General features: G+C 57.2%; 23 protein-coding genes. 2 read left to right on the plus strand and 21 right to left on the minus strand.

Annotated features, from left to right (window positions below):
* The first annotated feature begins 274 nt into the window (after positions 1-274).
* Together ACAM57_RS27980 and ACAM57_RS27985 are read left to right on the plus strand one after the other, a co-directional pair.
* The gene (locus ACAM57_RS27980) at positions 275-1,078 is read left to right on the plus strand and encodes an ABC transporter permease (RefSeq protein WP_369659715.1); all 804 of its coding nucleotides are present in this window, start codon (positions 275-277) and stop codon (positions 1,076-1,078) included.
* 3 nt (positions 1,079-1,081) lie between these two features.
* Positions 1,082-1,783 carry an ABC transporter ATP-binding protein gene (locus ACAM57_RS27985; RefSeq protein ID WP_184634486.1) on the plus strand — a complete coding sequence of 234 codons (702 nt, stop codon included), beginning with the start codon at positions 1,082-1,084 and terminating at the stop codon, positions 1,781-1,783.
* A 10-nt stretch (positions 1,784-1,793) separates the two neighbouring features.
* Here ACAM57_RS27985 and ACAM57_RS27990 read toward each other — a convergent pair whose 3' ends face one another.
* From ACAM57_RS27990 to rfbB, 21 genes are all read right to left on the minus strand, one after another.
* Positions 1,794-2,798, minus strand: a complete 1,005-nt coding sequence (locus ACAM57_RS27990; protein ID WP_369659716.1) for a glycosyltransferase — start codon at positions 2,796-2,798, stop codon at positions 1,794-1,796.
* Positions 2,798-4,126 (minus strand): hypothetical protein, encoded by a 1,329-nt coding sequence (locus ACAM57_RS27995; protein WP_184634484.1) that lies wholly within the window; start codon positions 4,124-4,126, stop codon positions 2,798-2,800. The genes ACAM57_RS27990 and ACAM57_RS27995 overlap by 1 nt, the downstream gene beginning before the upstream one ends.
* A gap of 99 nt (positions 4,127-4,225) precedes the next feature.
* A complete protein-coding gene (locus ACAM57_RS28000) occupies positions 4,226-6,361 on the minus strand; it encodes a glycosyltransferase family 2 protein (RefSeq protein ID WP_369659717.1) in 2,136 nt (711 codons plus the stop codon).
* Positions 6,362-6,628: 267 nt separating this feature from the next.
* Positions 6,629-7,627, minus strand: a complete 999-nt coding sequence (galE, locus tag ACAM57_RS28005; RefSeq protein ID WP_369659718.1) for a UDP-glucose 4-epimerase GalE — start codon at positions 7,625-7,627, stop codon at positions 6,629-6,631.
* Positions 7,624-8,178: a dTDP-4-dehydrorhamnose 3,5-epimerase gene (gene rfbC / locus ACAM57_RS28010; RefSeq protein WP_184634478.1), complete on the minus strand. Its 555-nt coding sequence runs from the start codon at positions 8,176-8,178 to the stop codon at positions 7,624-7,626. Before rfbC ends, galE begins: the two co-directional genes overlap by 4 nt.
* Before the next feature lie 156 nt (positions 8,179-8,334).
* A complete protein-coding gene (locus ACAM57_RS28015) occupies positions 8,335-9,270 on the minus strand; it encodes a glycosyltransferase family 2 protein (protein WP_184634476.1) in 936 nt (311 codons plus the stop codon).
* Entirely contained in the window at positions 9,267-9,632 is a 366-nt protein-coding gene (locus tag ACAM57_RS28020) for a GtrA family protein (protein ID WP_184634474.1), read from the minus strand. Before ACAM57_RS28020 ends, ACAM57_RS28015 begins: the two co-directional genes overlap by 4 nt.
* Positions 9,626-10,552: a transketolase family protein gene (locus ACAM57_RS28025; protein ID WP_184634471.1), complete on the minus strand. Its 927-nt coding sequence runs from the start codon at positions 10,550-10,552 to the stop codon at positions 9,626-9,628. The genes ACAM57_RS28020 and ACAM57_RS28025 overlap by 7 nt, the downstream gene beginning before the upstream one ends.
* Complete coding sequence (locus ACAM57_RS28030) at positions 10,549-11,361, minus strand: transketolase (protein ID WP_184634470.1); 813 nt, start codon at positions 11,359-11,361, stop codon at positions 10,549-10,551. The genes ACAM57_RS28025 and ACAM57_RS28030 overlap by 4 nt, the downstream gene beginning before the upstream one ends.
* Positions 11,358-12,410: an NAD(P)-dependent oxidoreductase gene (locus ACAM57_RS28035; RefSeq protein ID WP_184634468.1), complete on the minus strand. Its 1,053-nt coding sequence runs from the start codon at positions 12,408-12,410 to the stop codon at positions 11,358-11,360. Before ACAM57_RS28035 ends, ACAM57_RS28030 begins: the two co-directional genes overlap by 4 nt.
* Positions 12,403-13,734 carry a lipopolysaccharide biosynthesis protein RfbH gene (rfbH, locus tag ACAM57_RS28040; protein WP_184634466.1) on the minus strand — a complete coding sequence of 444 codons (1,332 nt, stop codon included), beginning with the start codon at positions 13,732-13,734 and terminating at the stop codon, positions 12,403-12,405. Before rfbH ends, ACAM57_RS28035 begins: the two co-directional genes overlap by 8 nt.
* Positions 13,727-14,809 carry a CDP-glucose 4,6-dehydratase gene (gene rfbG, locus ACAM57_RS28045; RefSeq protein ID WP_184634464.1) on the minus strand — a complete coding sequence of 361 codons (1,083 nt, stop codon included), beginning with the start codon at positions 14,807-14,809 and terminating at the stop codon, positions 13,727-13,729. The genes rfbH and rfbG overlap by 8 nt, the downstream gene beginning before the upstream one ends.
* Entirely contained in the window at positions 14,806-15,579 is a 774-nt protein-coding gene (gene rfbF / locus ACAM57_RS28050) for a glucose-1-phosphate cytidylyltransferase (protein WP_184634462.1), read from the minus strand. Before rfbF ends, rfbG begins: the two co-directional genes overlap by 4 nt.
* Before the next feature lie 198 nt (positions 15,580-15,777).
* A complete protein-coding gene (locus tag ACAM57_RS28055; protein ID WP_184634460.1) occupies positions 15,778-17,313 on the minus strand; it encodes a glucosyltransferase domain-containing protein in 1,536 nt (511 codons plus the stop codon).
* Between the two features lie 292 nt (positions 17,314-17,605).
* Complete coding sequence (locus tag ACAM57_RS28060) at positions 17,606-21,049, minus strand: glycosyltransferase (RefSeq protein ID WP_369659719.1); 3,444 nt, start codon at positions 21,047-21,049, stop codon at positions 17,606-17,608.
* 74 nt (positions 21,050-21,123) lie between these two features.
* Positions 21,124-22,050, minus strand: coding sequence for an NAD(P)-dependent oxidoreductase (locus ACAM57_RS28065; protein ID WP_184634456.1), 927 nt, complete (start codon positions 22,048-22,050; stop codon positions 21,124-21,126).
* 3 nt (positions 22,051-22,053) lie between these two features.
* A complete protein-coding gene (locus tag ACAM57_RS28070; RefSeq protein WP_369659720.1) occupies positions 22,054-22,770 on the minus strand; it encodes a sugar phosphate nucleotidyltransferase in 717 nt (238 codons plus the stop codon).
* A gap of 13 nt (positions 22,771-22,783) precedes the next feature.
* Entirely contained in the window at positions 22,784-23,788 is a 1,005-nt protein-coding gene (locus ACAM57_RS28075; protein WP_184634452.1) for a GDP-mannose 4,6-dehydratase, read from the minus strand.
* 34 nt (positions 23,789-23,822) lie between these two features.
* On the minus strand, positions 23,823-24,719 hold the full coding sequence (gene rfbA, locus ACAM57_RS28080) for a glucose-1-phosphate thymidylyltransferase RfbA (protein WP_184634450.1): 897 nt from the start codon (positions 24,717-24,719) through the stop codon (positions 23,823-23,825).
* 23 nt (positions 24,720-24,742) lie between these two features.
* The gene (gene rfbD / locus ACAM57_RS28085) at positions 24,743-25,633 is read right to left on the minus strand and encodes a dTDP-4-dehydrorhamnose reductase (RefSeq protein ID WP_369659721.1); all 891 of its coding nucleotides are present in this window, start codon (positions 25,631-25,633) and stop codon (positions 24,743-24,745) included.
* A complete protein-coding gene (gene rfbB, locus ACAM57_RS28090) occupies positions 25,630-26,706 on the minus strand; it encodes a dTDP-glucose 4,6-dehydratase (protein WP_184634446.1) in 1,077 nt (358 codons plus the stop codon). Before rfbB ends, rfbD begins: the two co-directional genes overlap by 4 nt.
* Between the last annotated feature and the right edge of the window lie 99 nt (positions 26,707-26,805).

A 26,805-nucleotide genomic window follows, 5' to 3' on the forward strand; every position in this document is an offset into this window, starting at 1 on the left:
GTACAGCCGGCTCGAAGGAGGAGCAAGGCCCGGAGTGCGCCAGCGGGCAATTATCTTCGCTTCCCTTCTGCCACCCGGGGCGGCGTCTCCGCGTCGTCAGAGACATAGCCCGTTCACCTCGCCCGGTAAAATCTCACGGATCACACAAAGGACAAGAAATGAGGCCGCCCCGGGCGCCCCTGCAAGACACTCGCGCTTGGCCGGTGGCAGCCCGGAGTCGTTCGGACGAAGACGCCACTGAGCGCACTTCCGCCGCAGTCTCGCATCGATTCACATGAGCCAAGTTCACTCCAACCTTCACCGCAGCGCGTGGGCCGACTGGTGGGAAGGCACACGCCGCACGGACATCTGGTGGACCCTCGCCTGGTTCGACATCGTCTTGCGCTACAGGCGCTCCATGCTCGGCCCGATCTGGCTCACGCTGAGCATGGGCGTCATGATCGGCGGCATGGGGCCGCTGTACGCATCGCTCTTCGGCACGCAGCTGGACAGGTTCTTTCCCCACCTCGCGCTCGGCGTGATCTTCTGGGGCCTGTTCTCCACCATAGTCACCGATGCCTGCAATGCCTTCGTGGGGTCGTCCAACTACCTGAAGCAAGGCTACTTTCCGATCAGCCTGTTCGTGTGGCGGGCTCTGGCGCGCAACCTGATCCAGTTCGCCCACCAGATCGTGCTCTACATACCCGTGGCGCTCTGGGCGGGCATCTCGCTGTCGTGGTCGGTCCTGCTGTTCATCCCCGCCTTCCTGATCCTGGTCGTCAACGCACATGCACTCGGCCTGCTGCTGGGCCTCATTTGCACGCGCTATCGCGACGTGACCCAGATCGTCACCAGCGTCATGCAGATGCTGATGTTCCTGACCCCCGTGTTCTGGCTGCCCGAGAACCTTCCTGGTCGCGCCAAATACGTCCTGTGGAATCCTTTCGCACAGATGCTCGACCTGTTGCGCACTCCACTGATGGGTGGCGAAGCCCATCTCCACAGCTGGATCGGCATCGGCTTCTGGACCGTGCTGTGCCTCTCCGTGGCGAGCATGCTGTTCGTCAAATACCGCCGCCGCGTCGTCTACTGGCTCTGATCCATGGCATTCATTTCACTCAAGAACGTTTCGGTCAGCTTTCCGATCTACGGCGCGGGCTCGGCGTCCCTCAAGAAGACCATCGCGGCTTCGGTCACCGGCGGACGCTTCGGCAAGGAAACCGGGGTCACCGTGGTGCAGGCGCTCAGCGGCCTGAACATCGAATTGAAAAGCGGCGACCGGCTCGGCCTGATCGGCCACAACGGTGCAGGCAAGTCCACGCTGCTGCGTACGCTGGCGGGCGTCTATGAACCGTCTTCGGGCGAGCTGACCCGCCAGGGCACGGTGGCCAGCCTGATCGACCCCGCGCTAGGCATCGAAATGGACGCGACCGGCGTCGAGAACATCATGCTTCGCGGACTCGTGATGGGCATGAGCAAGAAAGAGATCGATCGGCTCACACCCGACATCTGCGAGTTCAGTGGCCTGGGCGAATACGTCAACATGCCCGTTCGCACCTACTCTACCGGCATGATGATGCGCTTGGCATTCTCGATCTCGACCAGCGTCGAAGCCGACATCCTGCTGATGGACGAATGGCTCTCCGTCGGCGACGCGGCCTTCACGGAAAAGGCCGAGCAGCGCATGCGGGACGTGGTATCGAAGTCCGGCATTCTGGTGCTGGCATCTCACTCGCCCGAGCTGATTGCCAAGGAATGCAACCGGGTGATTCACCTGGAGCACGGGCGCATCGTGGAGCGCTGACCGAAGAAGCTCAGGTCAGCTGCAGTGCGTTGAGGATGGCGTCGCGCTGGTGCTGCCAGCCGAACTTGCGCAACGCATCCTCACGAGCGCGCGTGGCCATCGATGCGTAGACCTCGGTACTCTGGTCGATCGCTCGAAGAATCGATTCAGTCCATTCATGGGCCTTCGACAGGTAGCCAGTTTCTCCATCGCTGATTGCCCGGCTGTAGGTGAAGCTGGGTGAAGCGATGCTCAAGGTTCCAACGCTTGCTGCTTCGAAGTATTTCAACTCCGACTTGCAGTCTGTGAAGGCATTGGATTGGAGCGGCATCAGGTTGAACTCCACCGTGCCGAGCAGACGCTGCAGGTTGACGTAGTCATGGAATGGCTTGCGAGTGACTCGATGACCGAACTTGCGCATCGCGGGCCCGTGATCGATGTAGCCGACAACCATCACTTCGACGTTCGACCTCTCGGCGAGGACATCGGCCAAGGCCGACTCCACGATGGCGTAGTCAAGACGGTGGGAAGGGGTGCCGCTGAAATACCCAAGCGTGATCTGCCCGTTCTGACCCATGCGGGAGATCATTGCGAACCAGTCGTCCCACAACCCACTTTGCGTGACATCAAGACCCAAGGTTGTCACGACCATATGTGCGTAGTCCGTATCGAAGACCAAATCATCGATGTCGAACATCACCCTCTTTCGCCTTGCGCGAAACTTCGTAATAAGGCCACTAACCTGATGGCAATACCGGGACCGGCATATAACAAGAATATCCGCGGCATCGGCTATTTCGTCAAAGCGCGCAGAGTCAGACAGAAAGAAGTAGCTGGCCGATACGTTGCTCTCAATCGATTCATTCAACACTTGCGCCATGTTGTAAGCACGGTATCGAAAGCTGCTGTTGTTCGGCGCCTCGTAGAAATATGCGATACGCAATTCACACCGATACAGCATCGACAGCCGCGCAGAGACAGGCTGGAGCCATGGATCCGCGTAAGGGAAGGAAAGAATATCTTGAAGCGCTAACATTAGACGTTGGAGGTGAAAAGATCGAACGTCTCATTGAAAGCGCGGGACCAATCGGTACCCAATGTATTGGCCGAGTAGTTTCGTCTACGCGTTTCCATGTCATTTGCCAGGGCGACGCCTTCGCGCAGAGCTTGAACGAGCGACTCAACATCAAGATCCGCGCAGATGATGTTTCGCGAGTAGTCGAATAGCTCTTTCTTGTTGCCAAACTTATTAGTCACGACTACCGCTCCACTTGCAGCCAGGTCCAAGGGGGGATAGCTTGGGTGCGGTGTGTACATCAAGGAGAGTCCAAGATCGATAGTGCCGACGAGGTCCGCATAGGCTTGCCAGTCCAGCTCTTCGCAGCGCTGCGGGTTATTGCCGTTGCCCAACGTTACGCCGGGAATGTCTTTGCCAACAAGCAACACCTCCCATTGATCTAGATCAAGGACTCCCTCATTGACAGCACGGTCGATGACCGCGAGCCCAAGAAGAAAAAGGTTGCGCGGATTATTAGGCCGGGCATAGAAGAAGAACCGCTTCTTCCCTGCCAGCTCACGTGTTCGCTCGTGAAACAACGACCTCGGAAATGCCGGTTCAAACCATCGCCCTTTTTTGCGGAGATGATCCAGACCCGAGTCAATCAGATGCTCGTATAGCAGGCGCGTATTGACGATGAATCGTATGTCTTGCGTACGCAACACACGCTCGCATTGCGCTCGCTCTTCCCCAAAGGGATAAAACATGCGTTCGTCCTCTTGGAGGAGGTAAAAAATAGAGGCGCGTGGAACGCTTGGCAATGCCGCTGCGGTAGTCCACCACGAAGTGGTGATGAACAACTCGCCCGGGAAAATATCCAAGCTCGCAAGGGCCTCCGAGGCGCTGGGCCCATCGGATTTTCTAACCGGAACAAAAGAAAATTGAACTTCGTGGTCGAGCTTGATGCCATAAGCATCGAGTACCTGTGCGACGTTTTTCGGCACGGGCGCTTCTGTGCGAACGACAATTCGCAACGTCGAACTTGTTCGATTAGCTACTTGAGCGGCAAAAATCAAGGCCGTCCCTACGCCTCCGAAGAGACTGCCCTTGCCAATGCTATCGGTGATCAAGCTCACCCGGCCGAGCTTCGGGCGAGGTGTCAAGTAAGTTGGTAGTGGCTGAATGTTGGGGAACTTGCGCAGCACAAGTTCAGTTACGTCTACCGACAGTTTGGACTGTGGGCGGATCTCATTGAGCACCGGCTCCCCTGCGACCATTGCAGCCAGCTTAGTGCGAACCAGGCGAACTATCGCAGCTGTCCCGTTCGCCCGCCAGAATGCAAAGAATCGGCGTGCACGCTCACTCATTTTTCATCAATCTCGTAGGGTAGTTTTCAATAGCAGCGTCCGTTGGACTTGCAGCGCCATCGTTCATTATCCTGCCGAGGCGTTGGGCGCTTGCAACTCTCACTTACCGAGACTGCGCACCGCTCGATAGACGCGCCAGGTCCATCTTGCACCAGCCATTGCCCCCTGAATCACCCAAGGCGCTCTTCGCTCAAGCCATCGGGACGCTTTGAGGCTCGCAAAGACCACCTCTTCGTCGTATGGCCCTCCGGGCCCGAAAAGTCCACCAATGACATCCCTAGCCGTAGGCACGGGCTTTGGCGTCTCCTCCACAACTGCTGGAGCGACTTCCGCCCGATTGCCGGCGACAGCAGCACCAAGACCCACCATGAGATATCGCGACTTCTGCCTTAGCTCGCGGGAGCTGCTTGTTCGCAGCAGATCACTGTATTCGATGCGCTGGCGAGCGAGATCACGTGGAGCGTGAACCATCGAGTTCGGGCGTCGTCTGTAAAAAAAGAAAACATCTGTAGTGACGATGAATCGACAGCCGGCATCGCACATCCTCATGAAGACGGACCAGTCCTCATAGCAGTTCAAGCTCTCTATGTATGGGAAGCGAACCATCGTCGATCTTCTGAAAAGAGCCGTCGCAGTAGAGAACCGGTTTTCCAACAAGCCAGCAACGACTGCTTCGCCGGAGAACATGGCGTAGTCGCAGAAGTTTGCGGTCGCACCAGGGGAAGGGGGACCTTCATCGTCCAAGAAGTACCCTGCTGGAGTGACGACGATATCGAACTCTGAGCTGTTCTCAAGTGCTGCCACGCCAACTTCGAGAAAGCGCGGATGAATGAGATCGTCAGCATCCAGCGTCAGCACATACCGGCCACTTGAATGGCGCACGCCTACATTGCGCGCAGCAGCCAACCCTACATTGGCTGCCAACCGAACCACCTTTATACGAGGATCAGAATTGCGCGCCAGTTCTTCAATGACGAGTTCGCTCTGCGCATCTGTCGAGGCATCGTCCACCACGACGATTTCGATGTTGCGATAGTTTTGCTTCGTCAAGTTGTCGAGTGTCGCCGGCAGGTGGCCGCCGAGGTTGTAGTGAGGTACCACCACCGACACCAGAGGCGCTTTCTCGAGCGGGAGCCATGGTGCCCGGTGCCTTGGTGCCGAGAGCCAAGGCAAGGCGCCCTCCGACAGCTCCACAGGCCGTAGAGTTTGGTCGAGATCGAAGTTGCGCTCCAGCGCCTCGACCAAACCACCAGCAGTCCCGTCGAACTTCAGGCAGTTGATACCGTCGATCCAGCATGTGCCTTCGCCGAACGCGGGGTTCGCCCGATTCAAAATGACCCGCGCTCCTCGCGAAGACGCAACCACTGCGCGCCCCTCCGCAGACTCGAACGCCCCCGCGAATACGACTGTGGCGTCGTCTACACGCGCGTCGAGTTCAGGCCATTCCGCATCATAGATAAACTCACAGTGCTCCATGAAACGTCGTGGGATCAGACGTTCGATCTGCTCGCGATATGCGATGTCAACACCGCGAACATCAAGCGTCAAGGGGCCAAGGTGAGTCGGGCTTTTTTGCAAGAAGCCAATAGCACCGCGCACAAAAAGGTCGGGACGCCCACATCGCTGGAACTCGGAGCCGAAAACCAGGCGTTGCTCGGAGTGCGCGCTTGTTGTGCGTATTGACGAGCCATGAAGGAGCGCCGCCAACGGCTGATGACAAACAACGCGCGGGCTCCATTCATGCTCCGGAAAATCGAACGCCGCACGGGTGGCCTCACTCAGCGCCGCCGACGAAGCAATGATGCAATCACAATCTCTCAGGCACTTGCGCTCGAGGTCGCTCAGGTGCAGATCCGAAATTGACAGCGGCCGAGGCTCCGCATGCAAGAGAGCTGTATGTGATCCATAAAGCCGCACAGCCACCGTAGCTTCGGCCAGAAAGCCCTGAAGTCTGCATTCCTGCAGCGTGCAAAAAGCAAGGCCATCCGCATCGGGGAACTCGATATAGGAAATAGATTCCATCTTGCTGAGTTCCGCGAGCGCTCTGAAAACGCAGGCTGAACGCCAATGCGCAACTGTATTCGAGTACGCCGAGGCGGGGGGGTGCTGGCGAGCGTCGACGAAGCGGTTCTGATCAAGACGGGTGTCAACTTCGACCAGTTCGATGTATGGGAACTGTTCCCGGAACAAGCCCGCGTCTATGGTCTTATCGACGATCATGACCGTTGCCCGCATGCTGTCAGCTTGATTCAGCGCTCGAAGCAGAACGCTTAGTGTCAAACCGGCCGTACCCGACGTAAACGGAGACAGCTCTTTTGAGACGAAAACGAGTCGACTCACCCTCAGCCCCTAAGCACCGCTATTGAAGTCACGCCGCATTCCGCAGCGGATTTGGCTACTTGGAGTTTTGAATTAGCCACCCACCCTCCCATCCATCCATCCCGAGATTGCTATTAATCGAACTATGCGGACGCGACGTTTGCACGGGCGAAAGCGCACAGTTCACGCGCGATTTGCACATTGCCATCGCCATGCGTCGCGGCACATGTCATCGATACCACGCTTAGCCGCCCAACCCAACAATTCCCGCGCAAGGCTGGCGTCGGCATAACTGATGCCGATGTCAGCTGCTCGGCGCGCTACGACTTCAAACGGAACCCGCTGGCCATTGACGCGCTCGAATGTGCGAATGACCTCCAGCACCGACGTCCCTTGACCTGTGCCGAGATTCACAAGAATGTTGGCCTGATTCCTTGTGAGGTAGTCGAGTGCCGCAACGTGCCCCTCGGCCAAGTCCATGACATGAACGAAGTCGCGCACGCCCGTGCCGTCCGGGCTGGGATAGTCGTCACCGAAGATCTGAACACATGGCCGCAAACCCGCGGCGACCTGGCACACGAGCGGCATCAGATTGCTTGGGGTGCCGATGGGGCTTTCGCCGATCAGCCCACTGGGATGCGCCCCCGTCGGATTGAAGTATCTCAACGTCGCAATTCGCCACTCAGGGTCTGCGCGGCCAAGCTCGTATAGCAAATCCTCCACGACCAGTTTGGTACGTCCGTAGGGATTACTCACCGAGCACGGCGCGCCTTCACCGACCGGCATAGGTTGCTCGGGCCCGTAGACCGTTGCGGATGAAGAGAAAACCAGCGTCTTGCAACCTGCACGCTGCATTGCCTTCATGAGCGCAATAGAGCCATGAACATTGACATCGAAATAGTCGATCGGACGATCGATCGATTCAGTTACGGCCTTCAGACCAGCGAAATGCAACACCGCGGACACCGACAGTTCCGCAAAGATCTTGTCCAGCGCCGCCGCATCCCGAATGTCCCCCTCGTGCCAGCGCACAGGCCGTCCGATAATCTGCGCCAACCGGTCGATAACGGCAGGAGTGCTGTTAGAGAAGTTGTCGAGCACAATAAATTCATGGTTGGCCCGAGCCAGTTCGATGCACGTGTGAGAGCCGATGTATCCGGCCCCGCCAGTGACCAAAATCAACGCATTACCCCAGCTATGCTGTCAGCAAGTGATGGAGCTGCAGCATCCTTCGCGGACAGGACCGGAGAGACGCCAACGAGCGGCCACTTAATCCCGATCGCTGGATCGTCCCACGCTATGCTTCGCTCGTATGCGGGTGCGTAATAGTCGGTAGTCTTATAGAGGAAGTCTGCAGTTTCGCTCAACACTAGGAAGCCGTGCGCCAGGCCGGGTGGAACCCAGAGTTGCCGATGATTGTCTTCGCTCAATTCCACCCCGACCCATTTCCCAAAAGTCGCCGATGTCGGCCGAATATCGACTGCGACATCGAATACGGCTCCGCGCACCACGCGGACTAGCTTGCCCTGCGGCTGCTTGACTTGGTAATGAAGACCACGAAGGACTCCCCTTGTTGAGCGCGAATGATTGTCTTGCTTAAATTCCACAGAGAGACCGAGAGCTTGGGAGAACGCCTCTTGGTTGAAACTCTCTAAAAAAAAGCCTCTTGCATCACCAAACACTTTTGGCTCGATGACGAAGACGTCTGGGATGAGCGTGGGGAATGTTTTCATGGCAGTTGATCTCTGGGAGCACAAACACGATGGACCAAGGAGCCTGAGGGCGTTTTACTCTGGGCGTAGCCATTAGAGAATTTTCTCACATCCGCTATGCATGGCACACGAGGGCCTCCGGACAGAGCTCTGTGCGATCCGTACTATCGTTTTGCACTAGCAATCAAAGTTTAGGCGTTCTCGCTCGACCACCAACGGGCGCTTCATGACGTGCGTGAGAATTGCCCCTACATACTCGCCAAGCAACCCAATAAAAAACAGTTGCACCGAAGCGAAGAAGAACATGCCGATCAAGATTGGCGCTGTGCCGGCAGAGAACTCAGCCCAGAACAGCACCTTGAGCAAGAGATACAACAAGGAAACACAGAGGCTTACACCTGACAGTATGAAGCCGGCCATTGTGGCGATGCGCAACGGGACTCGCGAATGCGACGTGACCCCAAGCATCGCGATGTCGTAGAGCGTATAAAAGTTGTTCTTGGTGATACCTCGCTTGCGGCGCGGTTGGTTGTAAGGAACCTGCACGGCTTCGAAACCTACCTCCGACACCAAACCACGTAGATACGGATAAGGATCATCGATGCGACGCAGTTGCTCCAGCACCATCCTGTCGTATAAACCGAACCCCGTGAAGTTCTGAATCAGCTTCACATCGGCGATGCGCGTCACCGTCCGATAGTAGGCGCGTCGGATAGCGAACATCAGACCCGATTCGTCCGCGGTCGGCTTGACACCTACAACAAGCTTGGCCCCATTGCGCCAATGCTCAACTAGATCTTTCATGAGTTCGGGAGGGTCCTGCAGGTCGGCAACCAGCAGGATCGCAGCGTCCCCACGCGCTTGCAGCAGCCCATAGAAGGGCGACCGGATGTGCCCGAAGTTTCGCGCATTCAAGATCACCTTGACGTTGCGATCGGCCGCGGCCATTGAACGCAGCAACTCAGGCGTCCGATCAGACGAGAAGTTGTCGATGAACAAATGCTCATACGTCATACCCTCAATAGTCTCGAAAACGGCACGCACCTGCCGGTACACCTCTTCGACGTTGTCCTCTTCGTTGTAGCAGGGGGTGACGACGGTGATGTGTTTCATGAAGCTGCGAAGACAAAGCGGCGCTGCAGCACAAAGGCCATGAGCGCCAGGGGAAGGAGGACTACTGCATTCGCGATGTACACATTGAGCCCGGCACGCAATAGCAGCGCCACTGAGCCCACATTGAGCAGGTAGACAAAGCTGTAGACCCCGACGAAGCGACCGAGCTGCGACAAACGCGCGCCTCCGAACACTAGGCGTCCAGTGCTCTGGAAATTGAAGGCGACGCCCAGTACGGTCGCTAGCCCAATCGCCACCGGATACGGCAGCCCGATCCATACGAAAACCGCAAACAGCGCATAGCCGACGCCGGTATTCAATCCGCCCACGAGCAGGAAGCGCAGGAGTTGCGAATTCAGCATGCGTCGGACATTGTCCACTTGTCGACGAAAGGCTCCACGCGCGCGCGCACCGAGGCTAGGTCGAGCCCGTGCTCGCGCATGGCGTGGGCGTGTGAACCACAGGTCTCCGAGAAGCGCTCGCCCACGCCGATGCGTAACACCGGAACGGGATTGGCCTCCGAGATTGCCTCGAGCACCGCAGCACCGAGCCCGCCGGCCGCCGAATGCTCTTCCAGCGTTACAAAGGCACTGCTACTTGCGGCCAGGGCGCCGAGTTGCCCGGCATCGAGCGGCTTGATCCAGGGTGCGCTCCACACGGACACATCGAGTTCGGCGCCCAACGTGCATGCGGTCTTGACCATAGAGCCGGTCGCGATGAACTGCACCCGGGATTGGCCTCTTTGCACGCAGGCCAGTTCACCGCGCGCCAGCGAAGGCGCCTTAGCGTGCACCGAACCCAGGTCAGCCTTGCCCATGCGCATGTAGACCGGGCTCTGAAGCGTCAGCGCTGTCGACATGCAGGCCGTGAGTTCATGCGCGTCGCAGGGCGACATGATGTCAATGTACGGGACCGATCGCAGGCATGCGATGTCCTCGAAGCTCTGGTGGCTGGTGCCCAGCGTGCTGTACACGAGCCCGGCGCCGTCGCCTGTGAAGATGACCGGTAGCTTCTCGTAGCAAACGTCGATCTTGATCTGTTCCACAACCCGCACGGGCACGAACGCGCTCAAGCCATAGACGATGGGCCGGAAGCCCGCCTTGGCCAGCCCGGCGGCCACACCGACCATGTTCTGCTCGGCGATGCCGGCATTGATGTACTGGTCGGGGCACCTCTTGCGGAATTCGTCGAACAGGGCGTAACCGTGGTCGCCAGTCAAGAGCACCACGCGCTCGTCCCTGGTGGCGGCCTCGACCAAGGCGGCGGAAAAAGCAGCCCTCATGCCGATGCACCTTCGAGTTCGCGCAGGGCCTGCGCATACAGGTCGGCGTTTAGGCGGGAATAGTGCCATGCATTGACGTTCTCCATGTAAGACACGCCCTTGCCCTTGACCGTCTTGGCGACCAACGCCTTGGGCCGTCCGTTCTTGCGCCCTTCCAGGTTCTCGATAGCAGCCGAGATAGCGTCCATATCGTGCCCATCAATGGTGAGCACGTCGAAATCGAAAGCCGCTAACTTGGCGCCCAGGTCGCCGAGCTTCATCACTTCGTCAGTGGTACCCATGGCTTGGAAACCATTCGCGTCAACGATGACCATGAGGTTGTCCAGCTTCGCGTGCGCCGCGAATAGCATGGCCTCCCAGATCGGTCCTTCGTTGATTTCGCCATCGCCTATAACGGCGTAGCACTTCTGCTCAGTCTTGCGGCGTTGTGCAGCCAACGCCAGCCCCACGCCAACCGAGAGACCGTGGCCGAGCGTGCCAGAAGTCACCTCACAACCGGGCACATGCGCATCGGACAAGCCTTTCAACCGCGAGCCGTCATGGAAGTACTGATCAATATCCGTACGATCTATCCAGCCGAGCTCATGCAGACAGGCGTACTGCGCCATGACGCCATGCCCCTTACTGAGCACTAAGTAGTCGCGCATCGGGTCTGTGGCATCGGCCTCGTCGTAGCGCAAGTGGCGTCTGTACAGGCATGACAGCAGCTCGATGATGGAAAACGCGCAGCCTAGGTGGACGGCGTTGCCCGCATACGCCATCTCCACCACTGTTTTGCGCAGGGAAGCAGGATCGAATGAATGTCTCATGCTGGAAAGGATCGGGTTGTATTAGGCGTTGTCAGCCAGGCAAGGGTTCGGCGAATACCTTCCTCAAGGCTGACGGCGTTCGCCAGCCCAAGTTCTTCAGCCGCTCGCCGCAGGCTGGGCACATAGCGATGGCCAGCGAGGCCCGGTGTCGACCGGCCCGCCACTTCAACGGGAATGCCCGTGCGAGCGATCCGCGTTACTTCTGCCGCGAGTTGGGCGATGCTCACCTCGGTCTCGCCGCCGACGTTGTAGGTACGGCCGGACGCACCCAGCGCCAAACAGCTCAGAAGCCAGCGCGCCATGTCGCCTGCGTATTGGTAGGTGCGGATCGCCTCGCCGGTGCCTTGTACGACGACGCCCTTTCCGTCCGCGGCCTGCGCGATGAACTGCGCCGCCGCGACGCCGCTCGAGGCGTGCAGGTATGGACCAATGAACGCGAAGCAGCGCGCGATGACCGCATCGAAAGGCCAAGATTGCCCCACGACAGCTTCCGCCCGGCGCTTCGCCCGCGTGTAGTCGTTGGCGCCATCGAACTCCTGCCACGACAGCGATTCCGTTAACGCCTGAACGCCAAGCTGCTGACCATATACAGCCCCCGAACTGACATGCAAAAAACGGCGAGCCCCGCATGCAACCGCAAACTCACAGGTTCGGCGCGTTCCAGTCTCGGACAACAGTTCAAGGTTGCCGCGCCCTGCGGCTGGCGACGCGACGGGCAAGGCCGCATGGATAACCGACGAGAAAGCCGCACGAGGGAACTCGAAATCGGCCACGTCGCCCTTCAGTAGCGTCACCGATTCGGCTTTCGCCAGGTGCGGGCTGGTCCGAATGAATTTGTCCGGTTCACGCGTCAGCACGGTCAGCGCTAGACCCAGGCTCAGCGCTTTGTCGGCGTGCAGGAGGCATTCGAGCAGCCACTTGCCAACGAAGCCGGTGCCGCCTGTTAGAAACACCGCCTGACAGCGAAGGGCCTCCCATACCGCAGGTGCGGTCAGCCGAAGAACCTCATCGAGTTCCGCTGCCGGTACGGGGCGGGCTAGGTCAGTCAAAACGCAAACCGAGATAGGTCTCAATGCTCTCGACGACGTGGTCGAGCATGGGCTCGTTCAGGCCAGGGTACACACCGATCCAGAACGTGTCGTTCATGATCCGATCGGTATTCTTGAGCTCGCCCACCACCCGATAGTTGCGGCCGATCATGTAGGGCTGGCGTAGCAGGTTGCCAGCAAACAGTAGCCGCGTGCCGACCTTCTGCTGATCGAGATAGGTCAACAGGTCCACGCGCCGCGTGTTGGCAGCTTCGCGCAGGGTTATTGGGAAACCGAACCACGACGGCTCAGAGCCCGGCGTGGCTTCGGGCAACTCGAGGAACTCCTCGCAACTGCGCAGTCGCCCGGTCAGATACTCAAAGTTCTTCTTGCGTGCGGCCACGAAGCCGTCCAGCCGGTCGAGTTGCGCCAGAGCACACGCAGCCTGCATGTCCGTGATCTTGAGGTTGTAGCCCAGGTGGGAGTACGTGTACTTGTGGTCGTAGCCCTCGGGGAGGTCACCAAGCTTCCAACAGAAGCGCTTGTTGCAGGTGTTGTCTTTGCCTGGGGCGCAGTAGCAGTCTCGGCCCCAGTCGCGGATCGACTCGGCGATCAGGCGCAATTCGTCGTTGTTGGTAAACACCGCACCGCCCTCGCCCATCGTGATGTGGTGCGCCGGATAGAAGCTTAGCGTGCCGATGTCGCCGAATGTGCCCACAAGCTGGCCTTCGTAGCGCGCACCTAGCGCATCGCAACAGTCCTCGACCAGCCACAGACCATGCCTCTCGCATGCAGCCTTCACGACCTTTAGGTTGTACGGATTGCCCAGCGTGTGCGCCAGCATGATGGCCTTGGTGCGCGGGCCGATCGCGGCCTCCAGCAGATCGGCATCGATGTTGTAGGTGGGAATGTGCACGTCGACGAATACCGGCACCGCGCCGCACTGCAGGATCGGGTTCACAGTGGTCGGGAACCCCGCGGCCACGCCGATCACCTCGTCGCCCGGCTTGATTGCACGGTCGCCGAGTTTGGGGGAGGTCAGCGTCGAGAATGCGACCAGGTTGGCAGAGGAGCCGGAATTCACCGTCATCAGGTGCTTTACGCCGAGAAAGGCGGCCAACCGGCTTTCGAACAGCGTGTTGAAACGGCCCGTGGTGAGCCATGCGTCGAGGGATGCATCGACCATCAGCTGCATTTCGGGCGCGCCGACGACCTTGCCCGAAGGCGGGATCATGGTCTCACCGGGCACGAAGGGCGTGGACACGCTGGCCAGCTCGCCGTACTCACCGACTAACGCCAGGATTTTCTTGCGCAGCTCGTTTTTTTTGAAGGAGATTTCAGTCATGGGTAGGGGTGCTTTCGTATTTTTCGATTTGTTCAAGGGTGACGTCCACCATGTCGCGGCCGTCGAGCCAGGCCCGCTGCCATTCGACGATAGCACCGAGGCTCGTGCGCAAGTCCCAACGCGGGATCCAGCCTAGCGTCTGCCGAGCCTTGGAGCAGTCGAGCTTCAGCCAACTCGCTTCGTGCGGCTGACTCGCCTGTGCACCGTTGCGCCATTGCGCGTCGCCGCCCCAGAGGTCGACAAGCCGGTCCGCAATCCAGGAGACCGGACGTGCGTCCGAGTCCGCTGGGCCGAAGTTCCAAGGCTCGGCCCATGCGGGCCCGTCGATGAACAAGCGTTCGGCCAGCATCATGTAGCCCTGAAGCGGCTCCAGCACGTGCTGCCATGGACGGATAGCATGGGGGTTGCGGATGTCCGCGGTGCGGCCTTCGGCAAAGGCGCGCAACAGATCCGGCACCAGCCGGTCTTCCGACCAGTCCCCCCCGCCGATCACGTTGCCCGCGCGCGCAGTGGCCAATGCCACGCCGTGCTCCGCGTGGCTGTTTTCGTTGAAGAACGAAGAACGGTACGAGGCCGTCACAAGCTCGGAGCACCCCTTGCTGTTGCTGTAGGGATCGTAGCCTCCCATCGGCTCGTTCTCGCGATAGCCCCATTGCCATTCGCGGTTCTCGTAGCACTTGTCGCTGGTCACGACCAGAATCGCGCGGACGCTTCCGCAGGTGCGTGCTGCTTCAAGCAGATGGACCGTGCCCATTACATTGGTGGAATAGGTTTCCACTGGGTCAACGTAAGAGCGCCTCACCAGTGGCTGGGCCGCTAGGTGGAATACCAGTTCGGGCGCAAAGTCGTGCATAGAGGCGCGCAACACACCGAGGTCGCGAACATCACCGATCACCGAATCCGCTACTGAGTGCCCCGCTGCTAGCAAATGCAGGCTAGGCTCCGTGGATGGAGCCAATGCGTAGCCTCGAACGATCGCGCCGTGCTTCCTTAGCCACAGCGCAAGCCAGCTGCCTTTGAAGCCAGTATGTCCCGTAAGGAAAACGCGTTTGCCGCGCCAGAAAGATGGCGTCATTCCCAGATCTTCCAGGGCGCTCGACCGCCGGCCCACAGTTCTTCGAGATGGGTCTTGTCGCGCAAGGTATCCATGGGCTGCCAAAAACCGCCATGCTTGAAGGCGGCCAGTTGACCCTCACAGGCCAAGCGTTCAAGTGGTTCGCGCTCCCATACGGAGGTGTCGTCCGTAACGTAGTCAATGACGGATGGCGACAGCACGAAGAAGCCGCCATTAATCATCGCGCCATCGCCCTTGGGCTTTTCCTGGAAGCTGCGCACCTTGTCGCCCTGCATGTCTAGCGCGCCGAAGCGCCCAGGCGGGAAGGTTGCTGTGAGCGTGGCCATGACCTTCTGCGCTTTGTGAAACGCGATCAGTTCGGTGATGTTCAGATCGGCCACTCCATCACCGTAGGTGAAGCAGAACAACTCTTCATCTTTCACGTAGGGCGCCACGCGCCTGAGTCGACCGCCCGTCATGGTGTCTTCGCCCGTATCAATGAGTGTCACGCGCCAAGGCTCCGCCTTACGCTGATGAACTTCCATAGTGTTGCCCACCATATCGAAGGTTACGTCGGACATGTGGAGGAAGTAGTTGGCAAAGTACTCCTTGATCACGTAACCCTTATAGCCACAGCAGATCACAAAATCATTCACGCCGTGAGCAGCGTAAATTTTCATGATATGCCACAGAATAGGTTTACCGCCTATCTCGATCATCGGCTTTGGCTTTAGCCCTGTTTCTTCAGAAATTCGGGTTCCAAGACCCCCAGCCAGTATCACAGCCTTCATGATCACCTTCAATATTATGGTTTGGACGCCAAGCACTTGACGCTGCGAAAAAGCACACAATGCACTGCAGCACGCGAAGCTTTATTTAGAAGCATCCAACGACAAAACCCGATGCCAGTATAAAATTACGAGAACTTAGAAAATATATTTAGCACTCAAACTCCAGCCAGATTGGCCACGAACTGCGAAACCTACACGTCAAGAAATCTTTTTCAAGCAAACGATAGCCAAATCACCAAAAACAGCCAGCGACTCGGCGTGCGGCCAAGGCCGCCTATCTCGACAGTATTCCGCACCTTTAGCGGCGCCGCGAGCATCTGCGTGTTCAAACTTATATCCTGAAATCTCTGAAAGCAACGACACTTTCGAGTGCTCCGGAAAAAAGGAAGAGACATTCAGATCCCCCTGAATAGTTCTCAATTTTTCTGGAAAAGCCCACGAGCCGCCGCTAATACTTACGTACTTGACCTCTCCAAAATTCGGAATCATTTCAAGTCGAGAAACGATTCGATTTGCCATCAATCTATCCCAGTCATTGAGTCGTTGTTGATCAACCAAAATCTGGTTACTCAGAAAAACAAAGCCAACAAGGATGATGCACCGGGCTACGCCAGATAGGGTTCTCAGGCCTTTGCGGCCAGGATTCTGAAAACAAAAATCAGCAGTAAGCAAAATCAAGCCACACAACACAGAAACATGAGCAACTACTCGAGGCACTGGCCACCAACTTTTAAACGCGACAATCAATCCAATCGAAACAGGCGCGAGCAGAATTAAAATCGATATAGAAAAAAGCCAACTCTTACCATTTTTCCGGGTCAAAAATACCTTCCAAAGGATTGTCAAAATCGAATACACAACAATCGCTGCGACTAGAATTTTTAACCAACCCGAGTACACAGGCTCATTTAGCCAATAAATATTAGCCAGCGATGAATATACCTGCCCCACTCTTTCAGGAACATCAGTCAGCGCGATAATTTTCGCCCTATCGACGTCTCCATTTACCCCATAATATCTCGCCAAACCTGTGGTTGCGAGAAAAATAATTCCAGCAACCACGCCGACAATAATTAGATCCACAGCCCTTCGGGAAGCACTTCTCGAAATGCTCACAGTATGACCGTCGTCTTGATTAGAAATCAAAGACAAAAGCAACGCGAATACGATGGCTACAGCAAAATAATTGAGAAACACCTGATAAGTAAATACCATGCCTAACGTTGCCACTAGTGCAACCGCCCACCCCTTCCAAGTAGATGGCCAGCGGATTAAAGCCTCTAGCGCCAATATAGAAAAAATTAACGCAACGCAATAACTTGCCAATACCAAGCGAAATGTAATTATCTCAGTCAAATATGGATGCGCCACCACAAGAGCGCCAACTAAGCCTGCGGCAGGCAAACGTTCAACCCCTACAAATCTAAAAATCGACACCACAAAAGTGGATTGCAGAATTAGGACCAGAATTCCCAAGGGAAAATACAAATCGCTCGAGTTAACTCCAAGCGACTCAAGCACCCAAAATATCAACGCCATTAAATAACGCCCCTGGGAAAAAAAGAGACTCACCTCTTTCTCGCCCACGCCATTCGCGAAAGCGTAGTCGTCGATCGAAAACCCTCGAAATAAAACAACGCCTTTAGAAAGAAAGGCCGCGGCGAGGACTATTAAAATGAGGCGAAAATTATGCCCGTCGCCATTTTCCTCTATAGAAAAAAACCGTTTATTCATTATTAATTCCGCAAAGCATTAATTCAGAGGATGCAGACCTCATGCGCAACAGTCGACCATTACATTGAGAATGGAACTATCAGCGCAGGCGCGAAACGCCCTAGAGATGATTGAGCCTGTACGCCCTATGACCGACTATTCACCTTGCTGTCGATAATATTGAGATCTTTCCGGCATGGGACTGCCAAGCTCCTCTGTCATGCCAGCATAAGCCCTCAAGCGGATTCAAGCCCTTCCATTTTTATAAGGCAATCCTCGATTTCGCAGAAAACTCAAATCAAACACAAGTCATTTAATCGATTTCACGCTGCAGTTTCATCGGAACGCGAAATTTAATCATTTCCCGGAGTTTTTCTTCGTAGTGAAGAAGCATTTTATTAATATCGAAGCGACGCTCAGCGAATTCCCTGGCATTCAGCTTAAATCGATTGAGCCCATCCCTATCTAAAGCAAACTCCTCAATCCTTCGAGCAAATTCGTCATAAGCACCGGGCGTGCATAGGTAACCTTGCTTGCCTTCCTCCATCATTTCTGGAAGTGCACCAACCCTTGAGGCAATTACCGCCGTCCCACTAGCCAGCGCTTCCATGATAATGTTTGGGCGACCATCAAGCCTTGATGGGAGACAGAGTATATCGCACACCTGCAGATAAGGCTTAATATCGGGGACGGCTCCTTTTAAGAGAAAACGTCCTGGCGGGAAATTTGCTGACGCTATAGCCGCTTTGATTTCAGATTCAAGATGGCCGGCGCCAGTCATTACAAAGATCACGTTCACTTCCTTGGGAAGGCGTTTGGCAATCTCAATAAATCCGAGAGGATCTTTTTCCTCAGACCAACGCCCAAAGAATCCAACCACCACAACTCCTGCCAAAATTTCATCGTCAATCAGAATTGATTGATCCTTGGAGCTTGGAGCATATTGATTTAGATCAACACCGCTCTCCACCAAGCCGACGCGCTGCGGAGATTCACCAGCCGCGATGAGCCATTCGCGGACCTCCTCATTTTCGACGAAAATTTGATCAATGCAGTCGGAATATCGACGATTATTCGCTGTGTGCCCTACCGTATTAAAAAGCAGATCAGCAATCGCAAGATGAGGATACCGAAGTCTTAGAGCGGGCAGGCATTCATAGGCGAAAGAACTGCCGACTACCCATAGCAGCTCCATATTTCTTGACTGCAGAAGATAATCAAGGAAATCTCTCCAGTATTCTTGATCAAGAAACCGCGGCAAGTGAAATATTTCTGCAGTTGCGGACTCAAACCAAGACGTTGTGTCGCCATGCGTTTGTCCGACAGGAACGGTTGTGACGATAATTACGCGCCAACCACTTTTAACCAGATGCGAAACTATAGCGCTCAGCAGACGCTCTGCGCCGCCAAGAACCATAAATGGCATTGCGATTAAGAGAGCTGGCCTACCAGTGCGTTGTATATGAAAATTGCGCCGATAAATAAATGACTGCGGTGATCGAACTGGAGGGGATGCACCTTTTAAACGTGCTGCATTAATGGCGTCTTCTGTCAGAACATCTTCGTTGAATCGGCGAACCAATATTCTCTGAACCTCGTTCTCTAGCACCTCACGGCTATTACTCAGGGTGCTTCCGTGGCTTCGATACAAGAAAAGAGGTTCGCGAATGCTTACAAAGCGAGCTCCCAGCGCGGCGAGTCGAACCCAAAAAAGCCAATCTTCGTGGATATGCCCGGTTGCCGGGTCTGAATCACGATAGCCTCCCGCCTTGCTCCACATATCCTTGCTATACACGGCGCAAGTGAGCACGTTGTTGCCTTCGAGGAGCATGTCCAACGTTGGTCGTTCGTGAGGTGTCCAAACCTCTGACTTGTTACCGAAAAATTGAAGCCCTGGCGAGACTACGTCGTAGCCCGAGTGCTCCAGCATAAAGACGGCTTTTTCGATGTATGTTGGAGCGATGCGGTCGTCTGCATCTAAGCAGCAGATGTACTTTCCCCTTGCATGACTGATTCCAAAATTCCGATTAGCTCCCGCCCTGTATGGCTGATCCTGGAACAGTAGTCGCACCTTGGAAGAAGCCTTTTTAACCGCTTCCAACAACTGTTGCCGGGACTCGGCAGAACTTGAGCCCCCTTCAACGACGATGATTTCGATCGACGTAAAAGTCTGTGCCTCGGCCGACCGTATAGCATCGCCTGCAAGATGACCATAATTGAAGCAAGGAATCACGATTGTGACGAGAGGTCGATCCTCTGGCCAAGCCAAACCGCCGGGCGGCTCCATTGCGCCGACGACCACGCCCGCCACTGGATTTAGACGAACTGCCGACGCGGCTTGATTGGAGATGTCAAGATTCTTGACAAGCTCAACCCTCCCATTTGACAAGGCGCGGCGACGCCTGAACTCCCGAACATGGCTAAAGATAGTCCCTTGCAAGGTCCACCACAGCAGCTTCGCTAGTTGCTTAACACGTCTCGCCGCCTTTGGATTCCGGCCCGCCCAACGGCGCAGCGGCCCAGTCACACGCCACGCAGTTGAACGCTGGATAGCATCGAGCTGCTGCGCAATCGCCAACGCACGGGTTTCCATCGCTGCGGTCTTCGCTTCCTCCGTAGATAAATTTCTGCGCAACGCTCCGACTTCACTCACAAGAGTTGCATTTCGTCGGATTTCGAAATTCACTGCTTCAGTAGCCTGAGCAGCATTGAGGCGTGCATCCGAAAGAATGAGCTCCATCTCGGCTTTCAGCCTCGCAGCCTCGCGAGTTGCAGCTCCAAAGCTAACGGGCTGCCAATTGCCCGATTGGATTCTTCTAAGGTCGAACGACCAGAGTTGAGCGACACGCGCGAACAGCGGTGGTGTTAGATCTTTTGCGTCGAGGCGCGCGAGTGCACGCACTGATTCCTCGGTCGCCTGACCCGCGTGCAATACGTGAAGATGCGCCGAAGCCCTCAGTTGATCCACCGCCGGGGTTGTGAAATCCGCCTCCATGATCCGATTGAAGATCGCGCTGACCCTTGCTGCTTGCTGCTTGGTCTTGGTGACAATGCCAACATAAGTCGACGCGTAGTCTTTAATTGGAACTTCCGCTCCAGCCAAGTGGCAGCCGAGTCGGGTCTCAACGATAAAACGAATCGAATCCTCGGTCGGGTAGTAGATATGCTCAAACGAGCTCTGCATCCATGCGACGTTGTTCCCCTCGGGCGACATCACCGGAACTTCGAAAAGCAAGAATCCGTCGTCTTTCAGCATATCAATCGATGCTTGAATCCCTCCTCGAAAATCAAGCAAATGCTCAAACACTGCGATAGAGGTAATTGCATCGAACTCGAATCGATGTCCTTCAACTAGTTGTGGATCGAGCAAATTGTTGCCCAACAGCTTGACGCCCTTCTCTTGAGCCTGCTTGGCCGCCTTGGCATTCACTTCGATGCCGAATTTTTCAATTCCAGCATCGAACTTATTGAGTAGGTATCCGTCTGCGCACCCAATATCCAGAATCTTGCCCCGCGAGCACAACAGTTTCACTAGCGCTGCCGCCCAACCCAGTCCATGCTCGGCCATGAAGCTGTAGTCCTCATACCCGCTGTTTCCACCGTCGATGTAGTAGTTGTCGTCGTAGTACTCTTCTGTGCTCTCAGGCAATTGCGCAACCACTCCCAATCCACAGAAGGCGCATTGCTGAATCTCCATGCCATCGCCTCGGATGGCGAAATGTTTGAACTCTTTACCAGAACACGCGTTGCAGATCATGTTTATATTTGTCCCTGGGACAACGTAGGGAGGCAGCCCCGTCGCAGTAAAGGTCGAGCGCCGAAAATAGTATTTCAAGTCGCGCGAATTTCATCGCGCGCGTCCTGCAGGATCGCTTTTAGAACAGCGTCCATATCAGAACCATCGGGATTTAAGCCCATCGATTTCAATTTAGAAGGGTCGCCCACAAAAGCACGCACATCGCTGTTGCCGCGCCGAGCATCGTCCCTCTGCAGCCTGACGGGTACGCCCGATATCTCGATCAGCTTATGCGTCAACTCGAGCAGGCGCCGACCATGGCCAGTGCATACATTCACCACTTCGGCGTGCGACGTGCTGTTCAGCGCGAGTTCAACGAGCAATTCAGCTGCAATCCGCACATCCATAAAGTCCCTCACCACGTCAAGATCACCGGTGGTGAGCACAGCCCCGCGAGCATCCATTTGTGCAATTTGTTGTGCGAAGCTCCCAAGCGCCAGTGACTTGGGCATGCCAGGCCCGATCGGGTTGAAAAGTCGCGCAACAACTAGCGACAGCCCACGCTCAGCGACCATGAAAGCATGGTTCGTCTGCGCTAATTTGCTCGCGCCGTATGGCGTATTTGGGCGACAGGCGAAGTCCTCGCGAACAGGAAGCAACTCGGTAGGAACAGGGCCATACTCGGCAGCACTCCCTGCAAGAAGCACGCGCGGCCGATGAGTCATGGTCAACGCTGCATCCATCAGATTCGCAGCAAAAACAACGTTGGCGTCGTAAAGCGCCCGATTCGACGACGCCGAAGTAACGCCGGCAAGATGCATGATGATCTGCGGCTGGGCATGCGAGAGCAGTTCACGAACCTCTGCCACATTGCCTGGATCCGACAACACTCGCATCGCCGCCCTGCCAGGATCCGATCTCTCGATTCTGCTGACTCCGATCGCATCGAACCCACGAGAGTTCAGGACATCTGTTACCGCCCGCCCTACAAATCCACTGGCTCCAGTGACAAGTACGCGCATTGCTCAGTCTGGGAGGAAAAGCTCACGACGCTCCTCAAAAAGCTTCTGCGCCGTCGAATAGTCGTCTGGACGACCAATGTCTAGCCAAAAGCTTTCGGGCTGCAAATGGCAGCGCACTTTCTTGCCAGCCCCATTCAACTTGAGCAACAGTTCCGGCATGTCGAGATGCACGCCTTCGCTCACGAATGGTTTCACGGCATCACGATTCAGCATATATAGCCCCATGCTGACCAAGTGCTTGCTCATCGGTTTTTCAAGGTAGCCTTGGAGATTCATCTCCCCGTCAACCTGGATGAGCCCGAAGTCGATTTTGACCTCCCGCTCGTATACACAGATGGTCGCGTCAGATTGGCGATCGGCATGAGTGCCGATCAATTGCTTAACGTCGAACGTCGTCAGCAGATCACCATTAGTGACAATGAAGTTTTCGCCGACCTTGTCAATCAGCGCCCCTAGTGGCCCGGCCGTACCTAGCGGGCTATCTTCCAAGCTGTAATCAATCTTCAGCCCGAACCGGGAACCGTCACCACAAAATGCGCGGATTAAGTGATGCAAGTGGTTGACGGCGAGAATGACCTCTTCGACACCTGCACCGCGAAGCTGTCTCAGCAAAAGCTCCAGTACCGGCATATCTCCCAGCGGCATGAGAGGCTTGGGAAACGAGGCGGTGAACGGCTGAAGGCGAGTGCCCTTGCCGCCGGCCATGACGACTGCTTTCATGATGAATGCTCCCTTAGACGGTGTAGACCGTGGGACGGTACAGGTGAATGTTGCGACGAATGAAGTCGATGCTCTGGCGCAATCCTTCGTCCAGATCGACCTGCGGTGACCATCCCATCAATTTGGCGGCCAGCGAGTTATCGGACACGAGCTTGAGAACCTCGCTCTTGTCAGGACGCATGCGCGCAGAGTCGGCAACGATCTCTTTCTCCACGCCCATCAGCTTCAGGATGCGCTCGGCAAAATGGCCGATGGTGAAGGTCGAGCCCGTACCGAGGTTGATCGTCCGCCCTTCGATTCCAGGTGTCACCGAGGCAGCGACGAAACCAGCGACAGTGTCCGTCACGAAAGTCATGTCGCGTTCGGGTGTCAGCGAGCCAAGCTTGATCACATCCTGCGTCAAAGCCTGGGAAATGATGGTTGGAATGAACGCTCGTGCGGACTGCCGCGGACCGAACGTGTTGAACGGACGCAAGGTCACTACGCCGGTATCGAACGAGCGGTAGTAGCTCTCGGCGATCTTGTCTGCACCGATCTTGGAGGCCGAGTAAGGCGACTGGCCCTGCAGTGGATGTTCTTCGTCGATCGGCACACGAATCGCCGTACCGTACACCTCGGAGGTGCTGGTATGGACCACGCGGCGCACCGACAGCCGGCGCGCAGCCTCCACGACATTCAGCGTACCTTCGACGTTGGTCCGCACGTAGCTGCGTGGCGCTACGTAGGAGTACGGAATAGCAATGAGGGCTGCCAGATGGCACACGACGTCGATACCCTGCATCGCATGCATCACGAAGTCACCGTCGTCAATGTTGCCCGCTACAACGCGAAATTCACCCTTCACATCGTCCGAAACAAATTCAAGATTGCCCCAGCTTGAGGCGGACCCATAACGAACCATCGCAGTTACGTCAGCACCAGCTCGGACCAGCGCCTCCACGAGATGGCTTCCGATGAATCCGCCGGCGCCGGTTACAAGATACTTTTGTCCAGTGAGGTCTTGGGTGGGAGAGTGCATGTCGTGTTTTATAGAAAGTTTAGAAGTCGGAGGCTCAGGATGAACGGTCTTCAACGAGCAACCGATTGAGATATTTGCCGTAGGCGTTCTTCTGCAGGGGCGCTGCCAAGCGCGCAAGCTGCTCCTTGTCGATGAAGCCATGGCGCCATGCAATCTCTTCGGGGCAGGCGATCTTCAGTCCTTGGCGATGTTCTAGCGTGGCGATGAACTGCCCGGCTTCCAACAAGCTCTCGTGCGTACCCGTGTCCAGCCACGCATAGCCCCGCTGCATGATTTGCACATTGAGCTGATCGCGATCCAGGTACGACTGATTCACCGCCGTAATCTCCAATTCGCCACGTGCGCTGGGCTTCACGGACTTGGCGATGTCAACCACCTGGTTGTCATAGAAGTAGAGCCCAGTCACCGCATAGCTGCTTTTCGGCTTCAGCGGCTTCTCTTCGATGCTGCTCGCCTTGCCATTGCCATCGAACGCCACGACGCCGTAGCGCTCTGGATCCTGCACGTGGTAGGCGAACACGGTAGCCCCGGAAGCCTTAGCATCCGCATCGGCCAGCAGGTGCACGAAGTCGTGGCCGTAGAAGATGTTGTCGCCCAGCACCAGCGCACTCGACGAATTTCCTACGAATTTGTCCCCGATGATGAAGGCCTGCGCCAGCCCGTCCGGACTGGGCTGCACCGCATACTGCAAGTTGATGCCCCACTGGCTGCCATCACCCAGCAGTTGCTGGAAACGCGGTGTGTCCTGCGGCGTGCTGATGATCAGGATGTCACGCATGCCGCCGAGCATGAGCGTGCTGAGCGGGTAGTAGATCATCGGCTTGTCGTACACCGGCAGCAGCTGCTTGCTGATCGCCAGGGTCGCGGGATGCAGGCGCGTGCCCGAACCACCGGCCAGGATGATGCCCTTGCGTTGCGTCGTCTTGGTCATGCTCTTTCTTCTCGTGGGGTTCTTCAAAGGATCTCGCGCAGCATGCGCGCGACGCCTTCCTGCCATGGGGGCAGGCGCAGGCCGAACGTGGTCTGCAGCTTGCTGGTGTCGAGGCGCGAGTTGTGCGGGCGCTTCGCGGGCGTCGGGAATGCGCTGGTCGGCACGGGCTCGACGGCGTCGGGCCCGGCCTTGAGTTCGACGCCGGCCTGCTGCGCCATTTCGAGCACGAAGCGCGCGTAGCCGTACCACGTCGTTTCGCCGCCGGCGATCGCGTGATAGAGGCCGACCTTGGAGGGATCCTGCAGCGTCGCGCGGATGGCGTGCGCCGTGACGTCGGCCAATAGCTCCGCGCCGGTGGGCGCACCGAACTGGTCGTCGATGACAGTCAGCTTCTCGCGCTCCTTCGCCAAGCGCAGCATGGTCTTGGCGAAGTTGCCGCCGCGCGCGGCGTACACCCAGCTGGTGCGGAAGATCAGGTGCCTGGCACAGTGCCGGGCCACCAGTTGTTCGCCTTCGAGCTTGGTACTGCCGTAGACGCTGAGCGGGCCGGTCGCATCGCCTTCCTTCCACGGCGTGGTGCCGCTGCCGTCGAAGACGTAGTCGGTCGAGTAGTGGACCATCAGCGCGCCGATCTTCTGCGCTGCCTCGGCCACGATGCCGGGCGACGTGGCGTTGAGCTTGCGCGCGAACTCGGGTTCGCTCTCGGCCTTGTCGACAGCGGTATGCGCCGCGGCATTGACGATCACGTCGGGGCGCACCTTGAGCACCGTGTCGGCGAGCTCCTCGGGCCGGCTGAAGTCGGCGTGGAAATCGGTGCTGTCGAAGTCGAGCGCGACCAGTTCACCGAGCGGCGCCAGGCTGCGCTGCAGTTCCCAGCCGACCTGTCCGCCCTTGCCCAGCAGCAGCAGCTTCATGCCGCGGCCTTCGCGTTGTTGTCGTACTGCTTCTCGACCCATTCGCGGTACGCGCCGCTTTGCACGTTGCGCACCCATTCGCTGTTCGCGAGATACCACTCGACGGTCTTGCGGATGCCGGTGTCGAAGGTTTCGGCAGGCTTCCAGCCGAGTTCGCGCTCGAGCTTGCGCGCGTCGATGGCGTAGCGGCGGTCGTGACCGGGGCGGTCGGTGACGTAGGTGATCTGTTCCTTGTACGGTTTGCCGTCGGCGCGGGGGCGCAGTTCGTCGAGCAGGGCGCAGACTGTGTTGACGATCTCGATGTTGGGCTTCTCGTTCCAGCCGCCCACGTTGTAGGTCTCGCCGAGCTTGCCGGCTTCGAGCACGCGGCGGATGGCGCTGCAGTGGTCCTTCACGTAGAGCCAGTCGCGCACCTGCATGCCGTCGCCGTACACGGGCAGGTTCTTGCCGGCCAGCGCGTTGACGATCATCAGCGGGATCAGCTTCTCGGGGAAGTGGAACGGGCCGTAGTTGTTCGAGCAGTTGGTGGTGAGCACCGGCAGGCCGTAGGTGTGGTGCCAGGCGCGCACGAGGTGGTCGCTGGCAGCCTTGCTGGCCGAATAGGGGCTGTTGGGTTCGTACTTGTTTTCTTCGGTGAAGGCCGGGTCGGTCTTGGAGAGCGAACCGTAGACCTCGTCGGTCGAGACGTGCAGGAAGCGGAAGGCCGACTTCTGCTCGGCCGGCAGCGCGCCCCAGAAACCGCGCACCGATTCGAGCAGCCGGAAGGTGCCGAGCACGTTGGTCTGCACGAAGTCCTCGGGGCCGTGGATCGAGCGGTCCACGTGCGACTCGGCGGCGAAGTTGACCACGGCGCGGGGCTTGTGCTCGGCGAGCAGGCGGTCGATCAGGGCGCTGTCGCCGATGTCGCCCTGCACGAAGATGTGCTTGGGGTTGCCCTTGAGCGACGCGAGGGTCTCGAGGTTGCCGGCGTAGGTGAGCTTGTCGAGATTGACGACGGGCTCGTCGCTGTTCGCGATCCAGTCGAGTACGAAGTTGGCGCCAATGAAGCCAGCGCCGCCGGTAACCAAGATCATGGGGTCCCCTGAGTGTTGAAGGTGATCGCCTGACGCGATCGACGTTAACTAGGGATTATCCCATCGGGTCAAAACGCTGAAACAAAGGGCATGGTCACG

It is taken from the genome of Variovorax sp. V15 (assembly GCF_041154425.1).
In the GTDB taxonomy this organism is placed as follows: Bacteria; Pseudomonadota; Gammaproteobacteria; order Burkholderiales; family Burkholderiaceae_C; genus Variovorax; species Variovorax guangxiensis.

Coding starts and splice junctions, on each gene's coding strand:
- ACAM57_RS28025 (WP_184634471.1), bottom strand. CDS start 10,552: ATGAGGGCTGCTTTTTCCGCCGCCTTGGTCGAGGCCGCCACCAGGGAC.
- ACAM57_RS28065 (WP_184634456.1), bottom strand. CDS start 22,050: ATGCGCGTACTTGTCACTGGAGCCAGTGGATTTGTAGGGCGGGCGGTA.
- ACAM57_RS28070 (WP_369659720.1), bottom strand. CDS start 22,770: ATGAAAGCAGTCGTCATGGCCGGCGGCAAGGGCACTCGCCTTCAGCCG.
- ACAM57_RS27995 (WP_184634484.1), bottom strand. CDS start 4,126: ATGAGTGAGCGTGCACGCCGATTCTTTGCATTCTGGCGGGCGAACGGG.
- rfbF (WP_184634462.1), bottom strand. CDS start 15,579: ATGAAGGCTGTGATACTGGCTGGGGGTCTTGGAACCCGAATTTCTGAA.
- ACAM57_RS28020 (WP_184634474.1), bottom strand. CDS start 9,632: ATGCTGAATTCGCAACTCCTGCGCTTCCTGCTCGTGGGCGGATTGAAT.
- rfbG (WP_184634464.1), bottom strand. CDS start 14,809: ATGACGCCATCTTTCTGGCGCGGCAAACGCGTTTTCCTTACGGGACAT.
- ACAM57_RS28075 (WP_184634452.1), bottom strand. CDS start 23,788: ATGCACTCTCCCACCCAAGACCTCACTGGACAAAAGTATCTTGTAACC.
- ACAM57_RS28060 (WP_369659719.1), bottom strand. CDS start 21,049: ATGATCTGCAACGCGTGTTCTGGTAAAGAGTTCAAACATTTCGCCATC.
- ACAM57_RS27990 (WP_369659716.1), bottom strand. CDS start 2,798: ATGTTAGCGCTTCAAGATATTCTTTCCTTCCCTTACGCGGATCCATGG.
- ACAM57_RS28030 (WP_184634470.1), bottom strand. CDS start 11,361: ATGAGACATTCATTCGATCCTGCTTCCCTGCGCAAAACAGTGGTGGAG.
- rfbD (WP_369659721.1), bottom strand. CDS start 25,633: ATGAAGCTGCTGCTGCTGGGCAAGGGCGGACAGGTCGGCTGGGAACTG.
- ACAM57_RS28000 (WP_369659717.1), bottom strand. CDS start 6,361: ATGCGGGCAACGGTCATGATCGTCGATAAGACCATAGACGCGGGCTTG.
- ACAM57_RS27985 (WP_184634486.1), top strand. CDS start 1,082: ATGGCATTCATTTCACTCAAGAACGTTTCGGTCAGCTTTCCGATCTAC.
- ACAM57_RS28055 (WP_184634460.1), bottom strand. CDS start 17,313: ATGAATAAACGGTTTTTTTCTATAGAGGAAAATGGCGACGGGCATAAT.
- ACAM57_RS28015 (WP_184634476.1), bottom strand. CDS start 9,270: ATGAAACACATCACCGTCGTCACCCCCTGCTACAACGAAGAGGACAAC.
- rfbH (WP_184634466.1), bottom strand. CDS start 13,734: ATGACTGAAATCTCCTTCAAAAAAAACGAGCTGCGCAAGAAAATCCTG.
- ACAM57_RS27980 (WP_369659715.1), top strand. CDS start 275: ATGAGCCAAGTTCACTCCAACCTTCACCGCAGCGCGTGGGCCGACTGG.
- rfbC (WP_184634478.1), bottom strand. CDS start 8,178: ATGAAAACATTCCCCACGCTCATCCCAGACGTCTTCGTCATCGAGCCA.
- rfbB (WP_184634446.1), bottom strand. CDS start 26,706: ATGATCTTGGTTACCGGCGGCGCTGGCTTCATTGGCGCCAACTTCGTA.
- rfbA (WP_184634450.1), bottom strand. CDS start 24,719: ATGACCAAGACGACGCAACGCAAGGGCATCATCCTGGCCGGTGGTTCG.